The sequence below is a fragment of the Chryseobacterium indologenes genome (assembly GCA_016025055.1).
GTDB classification, from domain to species: Bacteria; Bacteroidota; Bacteroidia; order Flavobacteriales; family Weeksellaceae; genus Chryseobacterium; species Chryseobacterium indologenes.
The window spans coordinates 900,792-917,838 of sequence record CP065590.1; the positions used below are offsets into that span (position 1 = coordinate 900,792).

12 protein-coding genes, 1 tRNA gene and 2 pseudogenes are annotated in these 17,047 nt (G+C 35.5%); 7 read left to right on the top strand and 8 right to left on the bottom strand.

The annotated features are described in order from the left end of the window. Positions 1–155 precede the first annotated feature (155 nt). From H3Z85_04115 to recA, 3 genes and pseudogenes are all read left to right on the top strand, one after another. On the top strand, positions 156–953 hold the full coding sequence (locus H3Z85_04115) for a helix-turn-helix transcriptional regulator (protein QPQ52646.1): 798 nt from the start codon (positions 156–158) through the stop codon (positions 951–953). A gap of 71 nt (positions 954–1,024) precedes the next feature. Further along, positions 1,025–2,222, top strand: a pseudogene (locus H3Z85_04120) (DUF2236 domain-containing protein). A gap of 354 nt (positions 2,223–2,576) precedes the next feature. Further along, positions 2,577–3,578: a recombinase RecA gene (gene recA / locus H3Z85_04125; protein ID QPQ52647.1), complete on the top strand. Its 1,002-nt coding sequence runs from the start codon at positions 2,577–2,579 to the stop codon at positions 3,576–3,578. Positions 3,579–3,702: 124 nt separating this feature from the next. Here the strand turns inward: recA and H3Z85_04130 are convergent, their stop codons facing one another. Together H3Z85_04130 and H3Z85_04135 are read right to left on the bottom strand one after the other, a co-directional pair. Continuing rightward, on the bottom strand, positions 3,703–5,145 hold the full coding sequence (locus H3Z85_04130) for a hypothetical protein (GenBank protein QPQ52648.1): 1,443 nt from the start codon (positions 5,143–5,145) through the stop codon (positions 3,703–3,705). A gap of 169 nt (positions 5,146–5,314) precedes the next feature. Beyond that, complete coding sequence (locus H3Z85_04135; protein QPQ52649.1) at positions 5,315–8,206, bottom strand: S9 family peptidase; 2,892 nt, start codon at positions 8,204–8,206, stop codon at positions 5,315–5,317. Between the two features lie 152 nt (positions 8,207–8,358). On the opposite strand from H3Z85_04135, the pseudogene htpG reads away from it, so the two are divergent. Both htpG and H3Z85_04145 read left to right on the top strand, forming a co-directional pair. Continuing rightward, positions 8,359–10,252: pseudogene (htpG, locus tag H3Z85_04140) on the top strand (molecular chaperone HtpG). Between the two features lie 257 nt (positions 10,253–10,509). Then, positions 10,510–10,908 carry a helix-turn-helix transcriptional regulator gene (locus H3Z85_04145; protein QPQ52650.1) on the top strand — a complete coding sequence of 133 codons (399 nt, stop codon included), beginning with the start codon at positions 10,510–10,512 and terminating at the stop codon, positions 10,906–10,908. A 154-nt stretch (positions 10,909–11,062) separates the two neighbouring features. Here H3Z85_04145 and H3Z85_04150 read toward each other — a convergent pair whose 3' ends face one another. Continuing rightward, positions 11,063–11,359, bottom strand: coding sequence for an MGMT family protein (locus tag H3Z85_04150; GenBank protein QPQ52651.1), 297 nt, complete (start codon positions 11,357–11,359; stop codon positions 11,063–11,065). Between the two features lie 98 nt (positions 11,360–11,457). Between H3Z85_04150 and H3Z85_04155 the strand changes: the two genes are divergently transcribed. Next, the gene (locus H3Z85_04155; GenBank protein ID QPQ52652.1) at positions 11,458–11,604 is read left to right on the top strand and encodes a hypothetical protein; all 147 of its coding nucleotides are present in this window, start codon (positions 11,458–11,460) and stop codon (positions 11,602–11,604) included. A gap of 166 nt (positions 11,605–11,770) precedes the next feature. Here H3Z85_04155 and H3Z85_04160 read toward each other — a convergent pair whose 3' ends face one another. From H3Z85_04160 to H3Z85_04180, 5 genes are all read right to left on the bottom strand, one after another. Further along, complete coding sequence (locus tag H3Z85_04160; GenBank protein ID QPQ52653.1) at positions 11,771–12,742, bottom strand: deoxyhypusine synthase family protein; 972 nt, start codon at positions 12,740–12,742, stop codon at positions 11,771–11,773. 440 nt (positions 12,743–13,182) lie between these two features. Beyond that, the gene (locus H3Z85_04165) at positions 13,183–13,563 is read right to left on the bottom strand and encodes a GreA/GreB family elongation factor (GenBank protein QPQ52654.1); all 381 of its coding nucleotides are present in this window, start codon (positions 13,561–13,563) and stop codon (positions 13,183–13,185) included. Positions 13,564–13,853: 290 nt separating this feature from the next. Continuing rightward, a complete protein-coding gene (locus H3Z85_04170) occupies positions 13,854–14,498 on the bottom strand; it encodes an outer membrane beta-barrel protein (GenBank protein QPQ52655.1) in 645 nt (214 codons plus the stop codon). Positions 14,499–14,543: 45 nt separating this feature from the next. Further along, entirely contained in the window at positions 14,544–14,936 is a 393-nt protein-coding gene (gene arfB / locus H3Z85_04175) for an aminoacyl-tRNA hydrolase (GenBank protein QPQ52656.1), read from the bottom strand. A gap of 46 nt (positions 14,937–14,982) precedes the next feature. Further along, positions 14,983–16,008: an AMP-binding protein gene (locus H3Z85_04180; GenBank protein ID QPQ52657.1), complete on the bottom strand. Its 1,026-nt coding sequence runs from the start codon at positions 16,006–16,008 to the stop codon at positions 14,983–14,985. Between the two features lie 100 nt (positions 16,009–16,108). Here H3Z85_04180 and H3Z85_04185 point away from each other — a divergent pair. Continuing rightward, positions 16,109–16,179: transfer RNA gene (locus tag H3Z85_04185), tRNA-Gln, on the top strand. Positions 16,180–17,047 lie beyond the last annotated feature (868 nt).

Genomic DNA, 17,047 nt, shown 5'->3' on the forward strand with positions numbered 1-17,047 from the left:
GTTTTTTATAAGCACATATCCTTCATAGAGCGATGTAACATTAAATGTTTCTGGTTACCAATTCCGAATAAATCTACAACAGTTTTCTATCAGATAAAATACCGCAATAGGGTGATTTTTAACATATTTTGAGTAATTTTATGAAAACATCAACCATGAATAAAAAATATCTGACTCACGCTAAAAAGCCTCATCCCCTCATCAAGGTATGGAACAACTATCCTGAAATATTACAAAATGACAACAGGATTTTGCCAATTCCTTCTATCCAGGAAATCATTGGGGAAGTTTTTTCCCCCGGCAGGTTTTACTATTATGTCATTAACTTTGCCGACAGCACTTTATTTTGTCCTCATGATAGTATTTTAACATTGCATGGATTTAAGAAATACCCTGCCCATCTTAAAGAAATCATAGATCTCATACATCCCGAGGATCTTGAGTTTGTGGTGGAAGCAGAAAAAATGTCCATAGAAAAAATGAAAGAAATTGACGGCTTTGATTACCAACAGGAGCTTAAAACCAGTTATTGTTTCAGGATGAGAACTGCCAAAGGGAATTATGAGCTCTTTCATCATCAGGCACTACATACATATAAGGATGAAAATGGCAAGCTAATGCAGGCAATTAATATTCATACGAATATTGAACATATTACCCATCAAAATTCTTACACGGTAATTGTTTCCGGCATTAACGGGCGTGAAGATTTCCATCAGATGCAATGGAGTAAACAGAATAAAAAACAAGACCCCCAACCGGTAATGTTTACAAAAAGAGAAGTGGAAATTATTACCTATATCGCCAAAGGTCTTGTAGCAGGAGAAATTTCAAGTCTTTTGAATATTTCTGAAGAAACGGTACGTACCCACAGAAAAAATATCTTAAAAAAATCAAACTGTAAAAATTGTTCTGAGCTTATCAAATTAGCATTTGAGTGCGGATATTTATAATTATTTATGCCTCGTGATGCTGATAAATCTCACCAGTGCATTTCGGTGTAAAACTTGTATTTTTATATACAATGGAACGAACAATATTACAACCGCGGTTTAAAGATGCTGTACATTTCAAAGACTTTTGGGAAAAAGGCAACGGAAAACAATTGACCCTATTTTCCGGAGCAGAGGTGAGTTTTAAAGACTTTGAAAAATTTGCTACCTTCTTTTATCACATTGATGAAATGGGTGATCAGGTGGTAAAAGATATTTATTTCACAAAAAAAATTCTCCGAAGCCTCCAGGGAAATGGAAGGTTATATACGAAACGGCGTTTCTGAGACAGATAACGTTCCTGAAAGTGTAAAAAAATTATTCACCCAAACCCAAAGTCTACCCGAATGGCTTGACTATAAATTATTAAAAAGCGGCGCTGAACTCTGCATGCGAAGCAATCTTGATTCCCTTATTTCATTGAGAGACTATTGTCTGATAGGAGGTTACGATTATGCTTATCTGAATAAACCCCTTATCGTCACAGAGGCATTAAAAAAAGGAGCTGTAAAACGACTTTCGGAAACACTGGATTTCTGGGTGAATGTTACCCGCTATAATGCACTTGAAATTCATGCCAAAGGATATGAATTTGCTGTTAAGACCCGTCTCATCCATTCCTATGCAAGACTTTCTATCAAAAAACATTATAAAGAATGGGATACCGAAAATTGGGGAGAGCCTATCAATTCCTGGGATATGATGGCAACGTATATTGGATTTAGCCTGGTTTTTCTTCACAGTTTACAAAAATTGGGAAATACGTTCTCTAAGGATGAAGAAAAAGGAATTTTTCATCTATGGAAATATGTGGGATATTTGTTAGGAATTCCCGAGCTGCTGCTTCCTGATGATAAAAAACAAGCTACTGAATATTTTTATTTATGGACTTCCGTCCAGCCTCCTGCCGATAAAGACTCCGTTCTCCTCGCTCATTCTCTATTAGATGAATCGCTAGAAAATCCGATTTTAAAATATAAATTTCAGAGGAAAAACCTGAGATATCTTCATATTTGCTGTACCTGGTTTCTCCTGGATGATGATGTTTGCAAAAGACTACAGATTCCCGAGGTTCCCAATAGAAAACTATTTCCCAATTCAAAAATACTTTTCAACAAAGTTTATGACAGCCTTGTCAGTCGGGAAGCCAGAATAAAACGAGGAAATAAAGATCAGATGAAAGTATTGGAGGACTATCTGAACATTACAAAAAATTCAAATTTCCACTAATTTTCTGATTGTAAAAATCTAAGGGTGAAAAATTTTTCATGCTTCTTTGGCCAAATTCTGTTTATATATGAAGGTTTAAATTTAGACATATAAGAACAGAGATCTTATAGATAAATTTATTTCAGTATTTGTCGCAGATAAAATCCTTGCCCTTAAGGACATCATAAGAGTAAAAACTTGTGCCTTTTCGATTTCCAATAAATTTTAAATACCACATTTCGCATCTGCTTCGTTATGAATTAGATCACTAGTAAAATTTTATCATTTTTTAACTCTAAAAACAACTTTCAAAGACAAATAATATTAGTATTTGATCTTTAAATTATGTATTTTTGAGAAATTATATTAATAGAGATGAGTAACATTGATGATAAGAAAAAAGCACTGGCATTGGTGCTTGATAAGTTAGATAAAACATACGGAAAGGGAACGGTAATGACTTTAGGTGATGAATCTATAGACAATACGGTAGAAGTAATTCCTTCGGGTTCTTTAGGATTAGATATCGCATTAGGTATAGGAGGATATCCGAAAGGGAGAATCATTGAAATCTATGGTCCTGAATCTTCCGGTAAAACAACTTTAACACTTCATGCGATTGCTGAAGCTCAGAAAGCAGGTGGTATTGCTGCATTCATTGATGCAGAGCACGCTTTCGACAGAACATATGCTGCAAAATTAGGGATCGATTTGGAAAACCTTATCATTTCTCAACCGGATAACGGAGAGCAGGCTTTGGAAATTGCCGATAACCTGATCCGTTCAGGAGCTATTGATATCGTAGTCATTGACTCTGTAGCAGCACTTACACCAAAAGCAGAGATTGAAGGGGAAATGGGAGATTCTAAAATGGGTCTTCACGCAAGATTAATGTCTCAGGCATTAAGAAAGCTTACTGCAACTATTTCAAGAACGAAATGTACGGTGATCTTCATCAACCAGCTGAGAGAAAAAATCGGTGTAATGTTCGGAAACCCAGAAACAACTACCGGAGGTAACGCTCTTAAATTCTACGCTTCTGTAAGAATTGATATCAGAAAAGCAAGTGCTCCAATCAAAAATGGAGATGAAGCAATAGGAAGTCGTGTAAAAGTGAAAATTGTGAAAAACAAAGTAGCTCCACCATTCAAGATGGCTGAATTTGATATTATGTACGGAGAAGGGGTTTCTAAAGTAGGAGAAATTCTTGATACCGCAGTAGATATGGGAATTGTAAAGAAAAGCGGTTCATGGTTCAGCTATGAAGAATCTAAACTGGGTCAGGGACGTGATGCCGTAAAAGATGTTTTAAAAGATAATCCTGAACTTTCTGAGGAATTAGAAAACAAAATTAAGGAAGAATTGAAAAACAAATAGGTTTTCAAAAAATAATAAAAAGGCAATCTCAGGATTGTCTTTTTTGTTGCTGTATTATGTACTCAGGAATAAAAATGAGACGATCCTTTTGGAACCGTCTCGTTTTATTTTTAGTATGATACTGTTATGAGGCTGCAATTTTACCCTGCAATTGTAAAGCTCCGATAAGTTTCATTCCTTTGGTTAAAGTCTCAAATCTCATATTCTCTTTATTTACAAAAGCATCAATAGTAAAGAAATCTTCATTCTCTCCGTTTGTGAGTAATTTCAGTTTCAGAATATATCCTTTTACACTTCCGTCTTCAAGCAATTCGGTTTCTCTGAAATCGATCAGTTGACCAATAAAATCAAAGCATGCATAATTAGGCAGGTCCTGACTTGGAGCATAGGTCGTAAAGTCCTCGGTCATTTTAGTTCCATCCGGTAATTCGGTATTTTGATTAATTTCAAGGACAAAAACAATTCCACTGATATTAACTTTCAAATGAGGCTGCGTTAAATAGGTGTTTTTATTCTCCGCATAATCCGTTGCAAAAAACCATACTCCAAAAGAATCTCTGGCCGGACCGGCTACAATGGCATGCAGATCCTGGGCATGCTCCCATTCTCTGATAGATCTTGTTTCAAAATCTAAAGTATAGTCCGTTTTTACTTCAGGAATGATAGTGCTCACTTCATCAGCAAAAATTGTTTTAAACCTTACATCCTTAAATTCCGCTTTGTTCTTATGTTCTCCTGAAGGATCAGGAATTGTAAGAGGGCTCATATATCCTGAATAATCTTTGGTCTGAAAATTTTCGTGCCCAAAAATTCCGCCCCAGATATGCGAAAGATTGTGTACATTGGATTTTCTAATGATAATTCCAGCTTCATTGGTTGTTTCAGGAGCCTGAACTCCCTCTGTATTCGGGAAATAATTTTTACCATCAACGAGCTGAGTGTTCATAATCTCATTATTTTCCTCATGGGAAAACTCCGCAAAACCTTTGTAAGTAATATTTTCATTTTCAAAAACGTAAGGCAGACCAACTTGTTTCTTATCTTCACCCTTACAGTGATATGAAAGTGAAATGGCTTTAAATTCTCCCGGTTTCATTGCCGGAGTATGATGGCCATTTTCCTCAAACTGAGAATGGTATAAAATCATATAAGACCTGATCTTCCCTTCATTAAGTTCGTTTTCAAATTTTTCCTCCATTTTTGCAATCGCCTGTTCCGGAGAAAATGCATATGCATCTTCAGTAACTGCATATACAAAGCCTTCTATCTCTCCATTTTCTTTCTCAAAGGCAGAAATCGGAGTGTATTCACCTCTGAGCTGAAGTGCGATAGCATGCACAATGTATTCATTATAAATTTTGATTTTTTCAAACTCCTCATTTATTTTTTTCTCTTGTACAGGTTCTAAAGAAATTGATGGTATTGTTTCTACCATTTCTTCAGTCATTTCCTCTACCTCTGTTTCTGGTTCTGCTACCTCTACATTCGGTGCTTCAAACTGTTGAACCGGGATACTGCTATTCTCCTGTCCGCTATTCTTTTTCTTAAAAAAATCAAAGATTCCCATATTGTTATTATAATTGGCGGTAAATATAATAAAAGCGACGAATTACTGCATCATTTACAAAATGTCATTGTGTCACTTTCTGATGGGATGTTATTTTTGAAAAGTCATTTATCTGAGACTTAATGGGATAAAAGAATCGGCGGAGCCAAAGGCTCCGCCGATTCTTTTATCAATTAGGTTTTTCATCTGTTAACTCAAATCCCCAGTTTTTCCCTTTCTGGGTAGCTGGAACTCCTTTTGTCATCCAGACCGGAGCTTTAGCCCCTTTAAGATAATAGTCAAAAAACTGCTGCTCACGGATTTGGATATCTTTCCTGTTCTGACGTTTGACAAGGTTATGATCATCCCCGTTGTAATTCAGAAGCCATACAGGTTTTCCAAGACGGCGCAATGCGGTAAACATCTCGATTCCCTGGTACCATGGTACAGCTCCATCCTGATCGTTACTCATAATAACTACGGGAGTTTTCACTTTATCAATGGTAAAAAGCGGTGAATTTTTAATATAAAGTTCCGGTGCTTCCCACAAATTCTTACCTAATCTGCTTTGAGACTTTTCATACTGAAACTGTCTGTTCATTCCGGAAGTCCATCGAATTCCTCCGTACGCAGAAGTCATGTTGACTACAGGAGCACCACTCCAGGCCGCTGCGTACATATTGGTATGGGCGATAAGATATGCTACCTGGTAACCACCCCAGCTTTGTCCCTGAATTCCTATTTTAGTACCATCTACCCACGAATTTTGCTTTAGCTTTTCAACTCCTGAATTAATATATTCCATCGCAGATTCTCCCGGAAAACCGTCAGTATAAGAAATATCAGGAGTAAAAACCAAATATCCGTTGCTCACAAAATAAGAAATATTTAATCTTGAAGGCGTGGGAGCCGGTGCTACATAACGGTTCAGATTATCCGAAAGCTTTTCATAGAAATAAACGATCATCGGATATTTTTTGTTCGGATTGAAATCTTCAGGCTTATACAAAACTCCTGTAGAAGTATTTCCTTTTGGCGTCGTCCAGTGCACCAATTCATCTGTTCCCCAATTATAAAGATTTTGCTGAGGATTTGTCTTACTCAGTTTTTGTTGTTCTGAAAAATCCGAGGTTACAAAAATATTCGGAGAATCTGTATACGATTCCTTTACCAGAATGTATTCTTCTGCATTCTTTGCCTTCTGAAGATTTCTATATCCCCACACATTTTCCATTTGAATTTTTACAGGATCAACATTTGATTGAATCGACGTTTTAAAAATTCCATTCGCCTTGGATGTATTGTCGAATGCTGATAAATAAATAGAAGACTTTCGGTTTAAGCTTTTGATATCTTCATCCAGGTCATAGGTATCAAATGTTATTTTATTTTTTCGCCCGAATCCGTTCGTTATATTTCTTGGTTTCTTTGAACCTTTCAGGAAAAACTCCCAAAGATCATACCGGTCCCTGATAATGACAGATTCATCATTATTGGTCCAGGAGGCAATGCCATAAGAGCTTGGGAAATCCGGCATATCAAACTCTTCATCAACAAAGGAAACAGATAATCCATCATTGAGCGGGAGTGTTTGTTTTGTTTTAACGTTATAGCTCAGCCACTTCCCTTTTTCTTTGTCAAAAATCACCACATAATTTCCTAGCGGAGAGACCTCCACTGATCCGTTCAGGTTTTTAACAACTTCCGTTCGTTCTCCGGTTTTATTGTTAATCAGAAAATAGGTCTTCTTCGTTGCACCTTCCCATTGCGAAGGAATACGGTTGTTTAAACTTGTGATACCAAGGGCAAATTCAGCGTTCCCTTCATTCACCCATCGTAAAGTATCCAGATCCTCACCGTCAATATTTCTAAAAGAATCCGGTTTTTCCGTCTGCATTACAGCTGCGTATGATTTTTTCAGATCGTTTTTCAATTCTTTTAATTGTATCGTTTGCAGGTAGTCATCTTTATAATTCCAGATATCTACAACAGCATGATCATTGGCAATCATGGCAGTATCTTTTGCTATGGGTTTCGGAGCTACACCAAAATACAGCTGTTTTCCGTTTTTGCTGAATAAGGGCAAACGGTTTTCAGAAATCACCCAATTTTTTTTCATTTGTGTATTGTCATTGGTAACAATTTCTTTTTTATTTCCTTTAAAATTAAAATAATACAATTGATACAGCTTCACCAAATCATTCTGTGCAGAAGAAGTTCCTACAAATGCCAGCTGATTTCCTTCTTCATCAAAAGACAATTGTGAAAAATCGCCTTCCATTTCAGAAGCTTTCATGACTGTTCCCCTCTGCAGATCAATTACCTGCACCGTCTGAAGCGCATATTTTTTCGGCTTTGATTTGTCAGTCTCTTTTTTATCATCAGATTTATCCTCTGTTGACTCCTTTCCTTGCTTTTTATCCTTTTTTTCGTCCGGCTTCTTGGTTACAAAAGCAAGCTGCTTTCCATTTTTGCTGAACTCGTAGCGGATTACATTATCATACGTTGTATTTTTTCCATTCAAAAGATTTCGTACTACCAGCTGAAGGGGTTTCTCGTTTTTATCATCTTGTTTGTCATCGCCATCTTCTTTATCTGAGGCGTCATCTGAAGATTTATCTTTTGTATTTTCCAGAAGATACGCAACGTAGGAGCCGGATTTTTCAGGAATTTTAAATGTTTTCACATTGGGAATCTTCTCCGTCTGACCATTCAAAAAATCTACTATGGCGAGGCTGTCTTTTGTGAGTTTGTTTTTTTTAAGCTTTTTATCTTTTACCGCTTTTATATCTTTATACAAAGGACGGATCTGAAAAACGGCAAATCTTGAATCACCTGTTAAATTTACTTTTGTTGCCCTTTCAAACTTTCTGGAAGTTTTATTTTTAACTGAGTATAAAAAAAGATTAGAATTTCCTTCCTGAACATCTACGGAATAGGCAATCCACTTTCCATCATTTGTTATTTTTCTCGAACCGATATTCTGCCAGCTATCATAGACAGAATGATCTAAAGGTTTTTTCTGTCCATACATAAAGCAGGTCATGATGAGCAGAATAAAAACGGTACATTTCAACTTCATTTTTAATAATTTTTAAGGATTAAAAGTATGATATTTCTTTGACAAATTCACATAATTCCAGGATTTTGATCAGTGAAAAAATGCCATTCTGTCACTTTCTGTGTCATGGTATTTTTTTTGAGAAAGATTTGAAAATTAAAATCTAAAATATTATGACTAAAGGAAATATTAATGTATCCGTGGAAAACATTTTTCCACTTATTAAAAAATTTCTTTACAGTGACCATGAAATATTCTTAAGAGAATTAATCTCGAATGCAACTGACGCCACGTTAAAGTTGAAACATTTAACAGGCATTGGTGAAGCAAAAGTCGAATACGGAAATCCGAAGCTTGAGGTTAAAATTGATAAGGAACAAAAGACTTTACGTATCATCGACCAGGGTATCGGGATGACAGGTGAAGAAGTTGAAAAATATATCAACCAGGTGGCATTTTCCGGAGCTGAGGAGTTTCTGGAAAAATATAAAGATTCTGCAAAAGATTCAGGAATTATCGGCCACTTCGGATTAGGATTCTATTCTGCATTTATGGTGGCAGAAAAGGTGGAAATCCTTACCAAGTCTTATAAGGACGAGCCTGCTGTACGATGGATCTGTGACGGAAGTCCTGAATTCACTTTGGAAGAAACAACAGATAAAACAGACAGAGGTACAGAAATTATTCTTCACATTGCTGAAGATTCTGTAGAGTTTTTGGAGGAAACAAAAATTCGTGAGTTGTTATTAAAGTATAACAAATTCATGCCTGTTCCTATTAAATTCGGAACGAAAACACATACTTTACCATTACCGGAAGATGCTCCTGAGGATGCTGTAGCTGAGACTGAGGAAATAGACAACATCATCAATAATCCTGCACCGGCATGGACTATTGCTCCAAGTGAACTGAATAATGAAGATTATATGAAGTTCTACCACGAGTTGTATCCTATGCAGTTTGAAGAGCCTTTATTCCATATTCACCTGAATGTTGACTATCCTTTCAACCTTACCGGAGTCCTTTTCTTCCCGAAATTAAGCAACAACTTAAATATTGAAAAGGATAAAATTCAATTATATCAAAACCAGGTATTTGTAACAGACGAAGTAAAAGGTATTGTTCCGGATTTCCTTATGTTGCTGAGAGGAGTGATTGATTCTCCGGATATTCCGTTGAATGTATCCCGTTCTTATCTTCAGGCAGACGGAGCTGTAAAGAAAATTTCTTCTTACATCACGAAGAAAGTAGCTGATAAAATGGCTTCTCTGATCAATGAAAACCGTGAAGATTACGAGCAAAAATGGAATGACATTAAAGTAGTCATTGAATACGGAATCGTTACAGAAGATAAATTTGCAGAAAAAGCAGATAAATTCACCTTATACCCTACAACAGACGGAAAATATTTCCTTTGGGATGAGCTGACTGAAAAAAATCAAACCGCTGCAAACTGATAAAGACAATAAATTGGTAATTCTTTACGCAACTAATGCTGATGAACAACACAGCTATATTCAGGCTGCAAAAGATAAAGGATATGAAGTCCTTTTACTGGATACTCCTATCACTCCACATGTGATCCAGAAACTGGAAACTTCGAAAGAAAATATTTCATTTGCAAGAGTTGATGCTGATCATATCAATAATCTGATCAAAAAGGATGAACCTGTAATTTCAAAGTTAAATGAAACAGAAAAAGAATCTTTAAAGAAAAATGTAGAGGAAGCTATTCAGGATTCTAAATTTACGGTTCAGCTTGAAGATCTTGACAGCAGCGATGCTCCGTTTACGATTACCCAGCCTGAGTTTATGCGAAGAATGAAGGAGATGCAGGCAACCGGTGGAGGCGGTATGTTCGGAATGGGAGGTTTCCCGGAAATGTATAATCTTGTTGTGAATTCTAACAGTGAACTTTCTCAACAGATCTTAAAAACGGAGAATACCGAAGAGAAGCAAAATGTAATCAAATACGCTTTGGATCTTGCTAAGTTATCCCAAAATCTACTAAAAGGAAAAGACCTGACAGATTTTATCCAGAGAAGCTATAAGCAACTTGAAAAGTAATATACAAAAGACTGTTTCCATCTGAAACAGTCTTTTTTTGAAAATGTTGGAAGACGCAAGTCTCATAAAAATTCTTTGTGTCATTGCATTATCTCCAACAAAACAATCTAAAAATCATTAACAATTGATCTAATTTAGATTCATATTATAAAGCTTTTCTATAATTTCTATTCGCCTTCATTAGTTTACCCTACATTTTTCCGGTTTTCTATTGTATACATTGAGCTTTTTTGCCATTTTTGTATAAAATGTAGGTCATGCAAAAAGAAAAATTACGACTTATTAGAAAGCAAAAAGGCTATACCCAGCAGCAGGTAGCAGATTTTATCGCTACAGATGTATCTAATTACAGCAGGAAAGAAAGTGGTGATGTAAAAATTATTCCTGATGAGTGGAACAAAATAGCCCGTTTTTTAGATGTTCCCTTAGAAGATATTTACGAAGAAGAGATCGCAGCAGTAGTTGTTAATAATGATCATCCTGTATTTAATGACCGATCTGCAGGTGCAATCACTAATCAGAATAATTATGATAATATTCCGGGAGCTATCATTGAAAATTTACAAGGATATATTGCCTTGTTAAAAGAAGAAAACGAAAGACTGAAAGAGGAATCAAAAGGTTCTCAAAGCCCTTCGACACGAGTAAAAAAATAAAAATAGAGTGTCGGACTGGAACAATATTTATATCACTCATATCAATGGTATGGGTGATATTTTTTTTCTGATTCCGAGATTCTCTTGAAGAACAATGAAATCCGAATATTTTATTTTATAATAAGAATGATTCTGTCTCCGAAAGAAAAATTAATTACAGCTCATCTATCGGGTCCCAAAACAATTTTTTGAAACCTTTTATCCTCAGATTTTCCACAGTAATTCCTTCCGCTTCCAATCTCTTCTGGAACTCCGGAACAGATAATGTCCCTGAACTGGAAATGACACGATGGGCAGGAACATCTTCAGGGCAACCTCCCATAGCCTTTCCTACATGACGGGAATGATTAGGATAGCCTACAGCCTTGGCTATGGCACCATATGTGGAAACTCTTCCTTTTGGAATAAGTCTGGTCACATCGTATACCTGTTGTTTGAAAATTTCGTCCATAATTATTGTTTTTGCATCCTCCCAATTTGGAAAATCATTTTTAATGTTTGCATCATTTTTGAACTATCACAATTAATACTGCATTAAAAGATAAAGATATGAAAAAATCGTTTTTCAGATTGCTGAATGTGATCAATAAAAAGATCCTTCCGAAGTTGAGTAATAAGGATCCTAATCAATTATCGAAAATTGAAAAAGGTATTTTAGCTTACCGCTATTTTGTGTTAGTCAATTCATTGGATTGATTTTGTATTCCCTTAGATGAAGCAGCTTATGCAGATGAGAACTGAAAAGTCATCGTCTTTATGATTTCCAGCAAGTAATTATTATCTGTGGACCCTGCGTATTACAAAAAAAACGCTCCAAAAATTTGAAGCGCTGTTATTTTAATCTCTGTGGAGAATGGTATTCTTAATTTTCTAAGATATAAGAGAACATTAATGGTGCACAGATCGTTGCATCACTTTCAACGATAAACTTCGGTGTAGTGATATCCAGTTTACCCCAGGTGATTTTTTCATTGGGAACTGCTCCGGAGTATGAACCATAAGATGTTGTAGAGTCAGAAATCTGGCAGAAATAAGACCAGAAAGGAATGTCATGCATTTCCATATCCTGATACAACATAGGTACTACACAAATTGGGAAATCTCCTGCGATACCTCCACCGATCTGGAAGAATCCGACTCCTTTTCCTCCTGAATTTTTAGTATACCAGTCAGCAAGGTAAGTCATATATTCAATCCCTGATTTCATTGTAGTTGCTTTTAGCTCTCCTTTGATACAGTAAGAAGCAAAGATGTTACCCATTGTAGAGTCTTCCCATCCCGGAACTACGATTGGCAAGTTTGCTTCAGCAGCAGCGATCATCCATGAGTTCTCTCTAGGAATTTCATAATACTGCTCCAATACTCCAGAAAGGATCATTTTGTACATATATTCGTGTGGGAAATATCTTTCTCCTTTAGCTTCTGCATCTTTCCAGATTTCTACAATATGCTTCTGTAATCTTCTGAAAGCTTCTTCCTCAGGAATACATGTATCTGTAACTCTGTTTAGACCTCTTTCTAAAAGATCCCACTCATCCTGAGCAGTCAAATCTCTGTAATGAGGAACTCTTTCATAGTGAGAGTGTGCTACAAGGTTCATCAAATCCTCTTCAAGGTTAGCCCCTGTACAAGAGATAAAATCTACTTTACCCTGACGGATCATTTCAGCAAGAATCTTCCCTAATTCAGCAGTAGACATTGCTCCAGCCAAAGTAATCATCATTTTTCCGCCATCTTTAAGATGGGCAACGTATCCTTTAGAAGCATCCACCAATGCAGCTGCGTTGAAGTGCAGGTAGTACTTTTCTATGAATTCAGTTATCGGTTTGCTCATTTTTTAAATTTTTGCAAAGATAAAACTTAAAAACGGAATGCAACCCAAGCACTTGAAGAAAGTATTGTAAAGGGGTGCTTTTTTATCATTTGTTAAATACCCAGGTTTGAATATGTTTAATTGATTTACTTTTTGTTGGATAAACGGAAGGACGCAAAGGTTTTTTTTCTTTATTATGTACACGATAGCTGTTTCGGACGGATGTCTGAATTTCTTTTATTAATACGTAATTGTACCAGAAAAAAAATGTATTCCCGAAGCTCCATGGTCCTATGTGGCTTTAAAATTTCGAACGACATAGGAACATAGAAATATATAATTTTTATTACTATATTGATAACAACTGTTCGCCGCTATGAAAAGTATGACAGATAAAAACAGAAAACGCAGCCCAATATGGACTACGCTTTCTTTGTAAATCGACCCTATATGACAAAGTTTTATCCTTCCCAGGTTTCTACTTTCATGATTTCAATGGTTCTGTTTCCGTCTTTAAAAGGCCAGTCGATGATATCACCAACTTTATAGCCGACTACAGCAAGAGCAATTTCAGAAAGTATAGAGTGCTTATTCTTTTTTAGTTTTTCTCTGGTAGAGGGTACAAAAATATATTCATGTTCAACATCAAGGGTGTGATCCTTTAAAGTTACCTTTCTCTCGACTGTTACTACATCTTTAGGTAAATCTCTTCTCAACACCTGTTTAGCTTTTCTCAATTCTTCAGCAAGCCTTTTTTCTTCAGGTATACTTACTTTCTTTCTTCTGAGTGTATCTTTTATAGCATCGTAAATTCCTGTAGTTACGATAATTTGTTCGGACATTTTTCAATTTTTTAGGATTAACGTGCAGTTATTTTCCGAAGATCCAATGAGAACGCAGGCACAGCTATGCCTTCTTCTATGGAAAACCGCAAAAACAATAAATAAAATCCGGAGTATTCCCCTGTCTTGGATCCTGACAGGGCTTAATTGATAAAGTCCTTTGAACTTTTCAGAAAAGAATCTGTATGCAGATAAAGTAATGACAGCAACAATGATCGTCGGCGCTCTGCTGATAAAAAGATTGTTGCTGTCATTATAGTGTTATTTTTTAATTGTAACAAAGATAGAACTTAAAAACGGAATGTAACGACTCCGCTTAACGAAACTCTTGTCAGACCTTCTTTTTGGTTATCCGGCAGGTCTAAAGTTTGTCCGTTAATCTTCATTTTACTTAATGTTCCTGCGGTTATACTCAGTTTTGGTCCGATAAAAATATTATCAGACAAAGCATATTGATATCCGAAGCCAGCATCCAGCCCCAGATTGGAACCGGTACCTTTGACATTTCCTGTTTTGGTTGTATAGGAAATAACACCTATTGCCGCATCAAGAAACAATTTGTGGTTGGTGGGCTCATTGTAGTTGGAATACATGATGGATGGTCCAATGAAAGTAATATTATCATGTGTACTTACGGGAAAAGAAAAATAATTTCCTTGAGAATCACGGGTTGATAATATTCCGTTACTTGAAGCACTGTAATTGGAAAACTTTAATCCGATTCCGATATTGTTGATGTGATAGTAAGCAGAAAGATCAAAGTGAAGGCCGCTTTTTAAGCCTTTGATATAATCTTTTTCTTGTTTTGAAAAACCAGAAGGTGTTTCAGCGACTCTCCATCCGTATCCTACCGATGGGATAAATGAAAATTTTCGTTGGGCAAAAGAAAGTAAGGAAGTCGAAATAGCTCCCAATAGCATTAGTTTTTTCATCATTTTGAATTTTTGCGAAAAGATAAGACTTTTCATGAAAACAGACCATTAAAATTTAAATCTTCTGTTTTCCTTTTTATCGGAAAGTTTCTTTTTACTATCTAGTCTTTTTTGCTTTTGTGCCTTGGAAGGTTTTGTTGCGGTTCTCTTTTTAGGAACAATCAATGCTTTTTGTACGATCTCTGTTATTTTTTCAATGGCTTTATTTTTATTCATCAGCTGGGTTCTGCTTTCAGAAACCGTCAGAAACAGGAACCCGTCAGCATTGATTCTGTTTTTTAATTTATTTTGGATCAATACCTTTTCATCTTCATTAAAAAATTCTGATGCCTGAACATTCCAAAGTACAGTAACAGCAGTTTCTACTTTATTGACATTCTGCCCGCCAGCTCCGCTGCTTCTGGAAGTTTTAAAACTGAGTTCTTTTGAAAAATTTTTCATACTATAAAATTGTGATCACAGAAATCAAATAGCCGGTGTTTACCTATTAATTCCTATTTATCATTTTATGGAGTTCTATTCTGTTCACTTTTCCGTTGGGAGTTCTTGGAATCTCACTGGTAAAAATAATTTCTTTGGGTTTATGGAAACTTTTTTCAAAAGGAATTTCTGAAATTTTCTTCATAAGAGATTCTGATTCCTCTCCTTCTATGATCAACATCAATTTCTGACCCAAACTTTCGTCTTTTATCCCAATAAATACGGCTTCATTTGGAATTTCTTTTTTAACTAAGGCTTCCAGTGTTTCGGGAAAAATTTTCGCACCACCTGAGTTGATCACATTATCAATCCTCCCTAAAAACCTGAATTGATTATTATTTTTAATTTCAACTAAATCATTAGTTTGTAAAACCTCGTCATTAACTTTGGGAGCAAATATAGTAAGACATTCCCTTTCATCTAATGAAACCGAAACATTTTGAAAAGCGGTGAAATAATCTTCCGGTTCCGGCATGAGCTGTCTTAAGGCAATATGAGAAAGTGTTTCTGACATGCCGTAGGTTTCAAAGATACGGTTTGAAGGGCCAAGGTTCCTATGGATAATTTTGTCTTTAAGGCTTTCCGAAACAGCAGCTCCTCCAATAATAAGATTTTTAATGAGATAAAGTTTATCTAATGAGTTTTCGACCTGGAGTGGAGTCATGGCACAAAAATCGATCTCATCTTCCAGATTTTTAACAGGATTCAAAGAGGGATCTGTGATTATTAATCTTAATTTTCTTTCTATTGAACGTACTACCATCATTTTTCCGGAGATATATTCTACTGGCAGGCATAGCAAGGCTGTATCTCCTTCTTTTAATCCTAAAAAATTGCAGGTCATTACTGCAGAATTGAGCATTTTGCTTTTCTCAATGTCAAAGATTTTAGGGATACCGGTAGAACCGGAAGTCTGAACTTTAACCGTTTCCCCATCAGTAAGCCAATCTTTTAAAAAAGATTCAACTTTTTTTTCAAATTCCGTATTGAAATATAATGTATTAATATTGAGATTATTGAAGTCTATCAGCATGTTTTCGGTAAATAAATTCTACAGTAAATTTAAAAAAAAAATCAAAAAGTTCTTGTATGTAAAGAAAAAAGCTGTAAATTTGCACCACTAAAACAAACAGAGACTCATGGTGTAGCGGTAACACTACTGATTTTGGTTCAGTCATCTGGGGTTCGAATCCCTGTGAGTCTACAAAAACCATCCTTTTTCAAGGATGGTTTTTTGTTTTTTAATTGAATGTTTTTTCATTCTGAAATCTTATTTTATTAACATTTTGATAAAAAGAAAGTTGGTCAATCTGAAGAGAAAAAGGGTTTTGTCTTTTAAATCTCTAAGCTGTATTCTAAAGTTTTACAAAACGCAAAGGCAGGATGCAAGTGTTTATTGATGAGGGAGCTAAGAAAGCGACAAAGTCGCTGATGAAGCTTTATGGATATGCATGCGCTTAGAAAGAATCAATGAAGTTGGTTCCACCCTTTGCTTCCCTAACATAATTAGAAAGAATAGAGAAACCTTTGCGTTATATTTAAATGATATAGGCATGAATATTCCAACCTCACCAGACTGATCCTCCAAATATTATTTTTATAAATCACAATAACATATTCAGAATATTTTAATTAGTACTTCGGAATACTTCAAGTAATCGCATTGTTTTTAAATACGGTCATAAAGTGTATCAAGCTTATTCCATTAGTAAAGAAATAAAACCATCACTATATGGAATACATATATGCATTTTCAAGCTATAAAATTAACACTTAAAACCTTGTCATCAATAGCATGTTGTAATATAAAATGATTCTGAAGCGTATTTTATCATCAGCAAAAAAATCTCACCCTATTTATTGACTACTATTGCTATTCATGGGATAAGTCAAAAAAATCCGCCTCAAAAATTTGAGGCGGATCACTATTTATCTGATCATAAGAATGTTTTCAGAATTTAATTATTCTTCAATTTTAAATTGTTTCTTGTCCGGAGGGACAACTTCTATGACAACCTGCTGGTTATTTTTTAATTCTCCTTTTTTATACTCATCTGAACCAAATGCATGAT

Coding starts and splice junctions, on each gene's coding strand:
- H3Z85_04115 (QPQ52646.1), top strand. CDS start 156: ATGAATAAAAAATATCTGACTCACGCTAAAAAGCCTCATCCCCTCATC.
- recA (QPQ52647.1), top strand. CDS start 2,577: ATGAGTAACATTGATGATAAGAAAAAAGCACTGGCATTGGTGCTTGAT.
- H3Z85_04130 (QPQ52648.1), bottom strand. CDS start 5,145: ATGGGAATCTTTGATTTTTTTAAGAAAAAGAATAGCGGACAGGAGAAT.
- H3Z85_04135 (QPQ52649.1), bottom strand. CDS start 8,206: ATGAAGTTGAAATGTACCGTTTTTATTCTGCTCATCATGACCTGCTTT.
- H3Z85_04145 (QPQ52650.1), top strand. CDS start 10,510: ATGCAAAAAGAAAAATTACGACTTATTAGAAAGCAAAAAGGCTATACC.
- H3Z85_04150 (QPQ52651.1), bottom strand. CDS start 11,359: ATGGACGAAATTTTCAAACAACAGGTATACGATGTGACCAGACTTATT.
- H3Z85_04155 (QPQ52652.1), top strand. CDS start 11,458: ATGAAAAAATCGTTTTTCAGATTGCTGAATGTGATCAATAAAAAGATC.
- H3Z85_04160 (QPQ52653.1), bottom strand. CDS start 12,742: ATGAGCAAACCGATAACTGAATTCATAGAAAAGTACTACCTGCACTTC.
- H3Z85_04165 (QPQ52654.1), bottom strand. CDS start 13,563: ATGTCCGAACAAATTATCGTAACTACAGGAATTTACGATGCTATAAAA.
- H3Z85_04170 (QPQ52655.1), bottom strand. CDS start 14,498: ATGATGAAAAAACTAATGCTATTGGGAGCTATTTCGACTTCCTTACTT.
- arfB (QPQ52656.1), bottom strand. CDS start 14,936: ATGAAAAATTTTTCAAAAGAACTCAGTTTTAAAACTTCCAGAAGCAGC.
- H3Z85_04180 (QPQ52657.1), bottom strand. CDS start 16,008: ATGCTGATAGACTTCAATAATCTCAATATTAATACATTATATTTCAAT.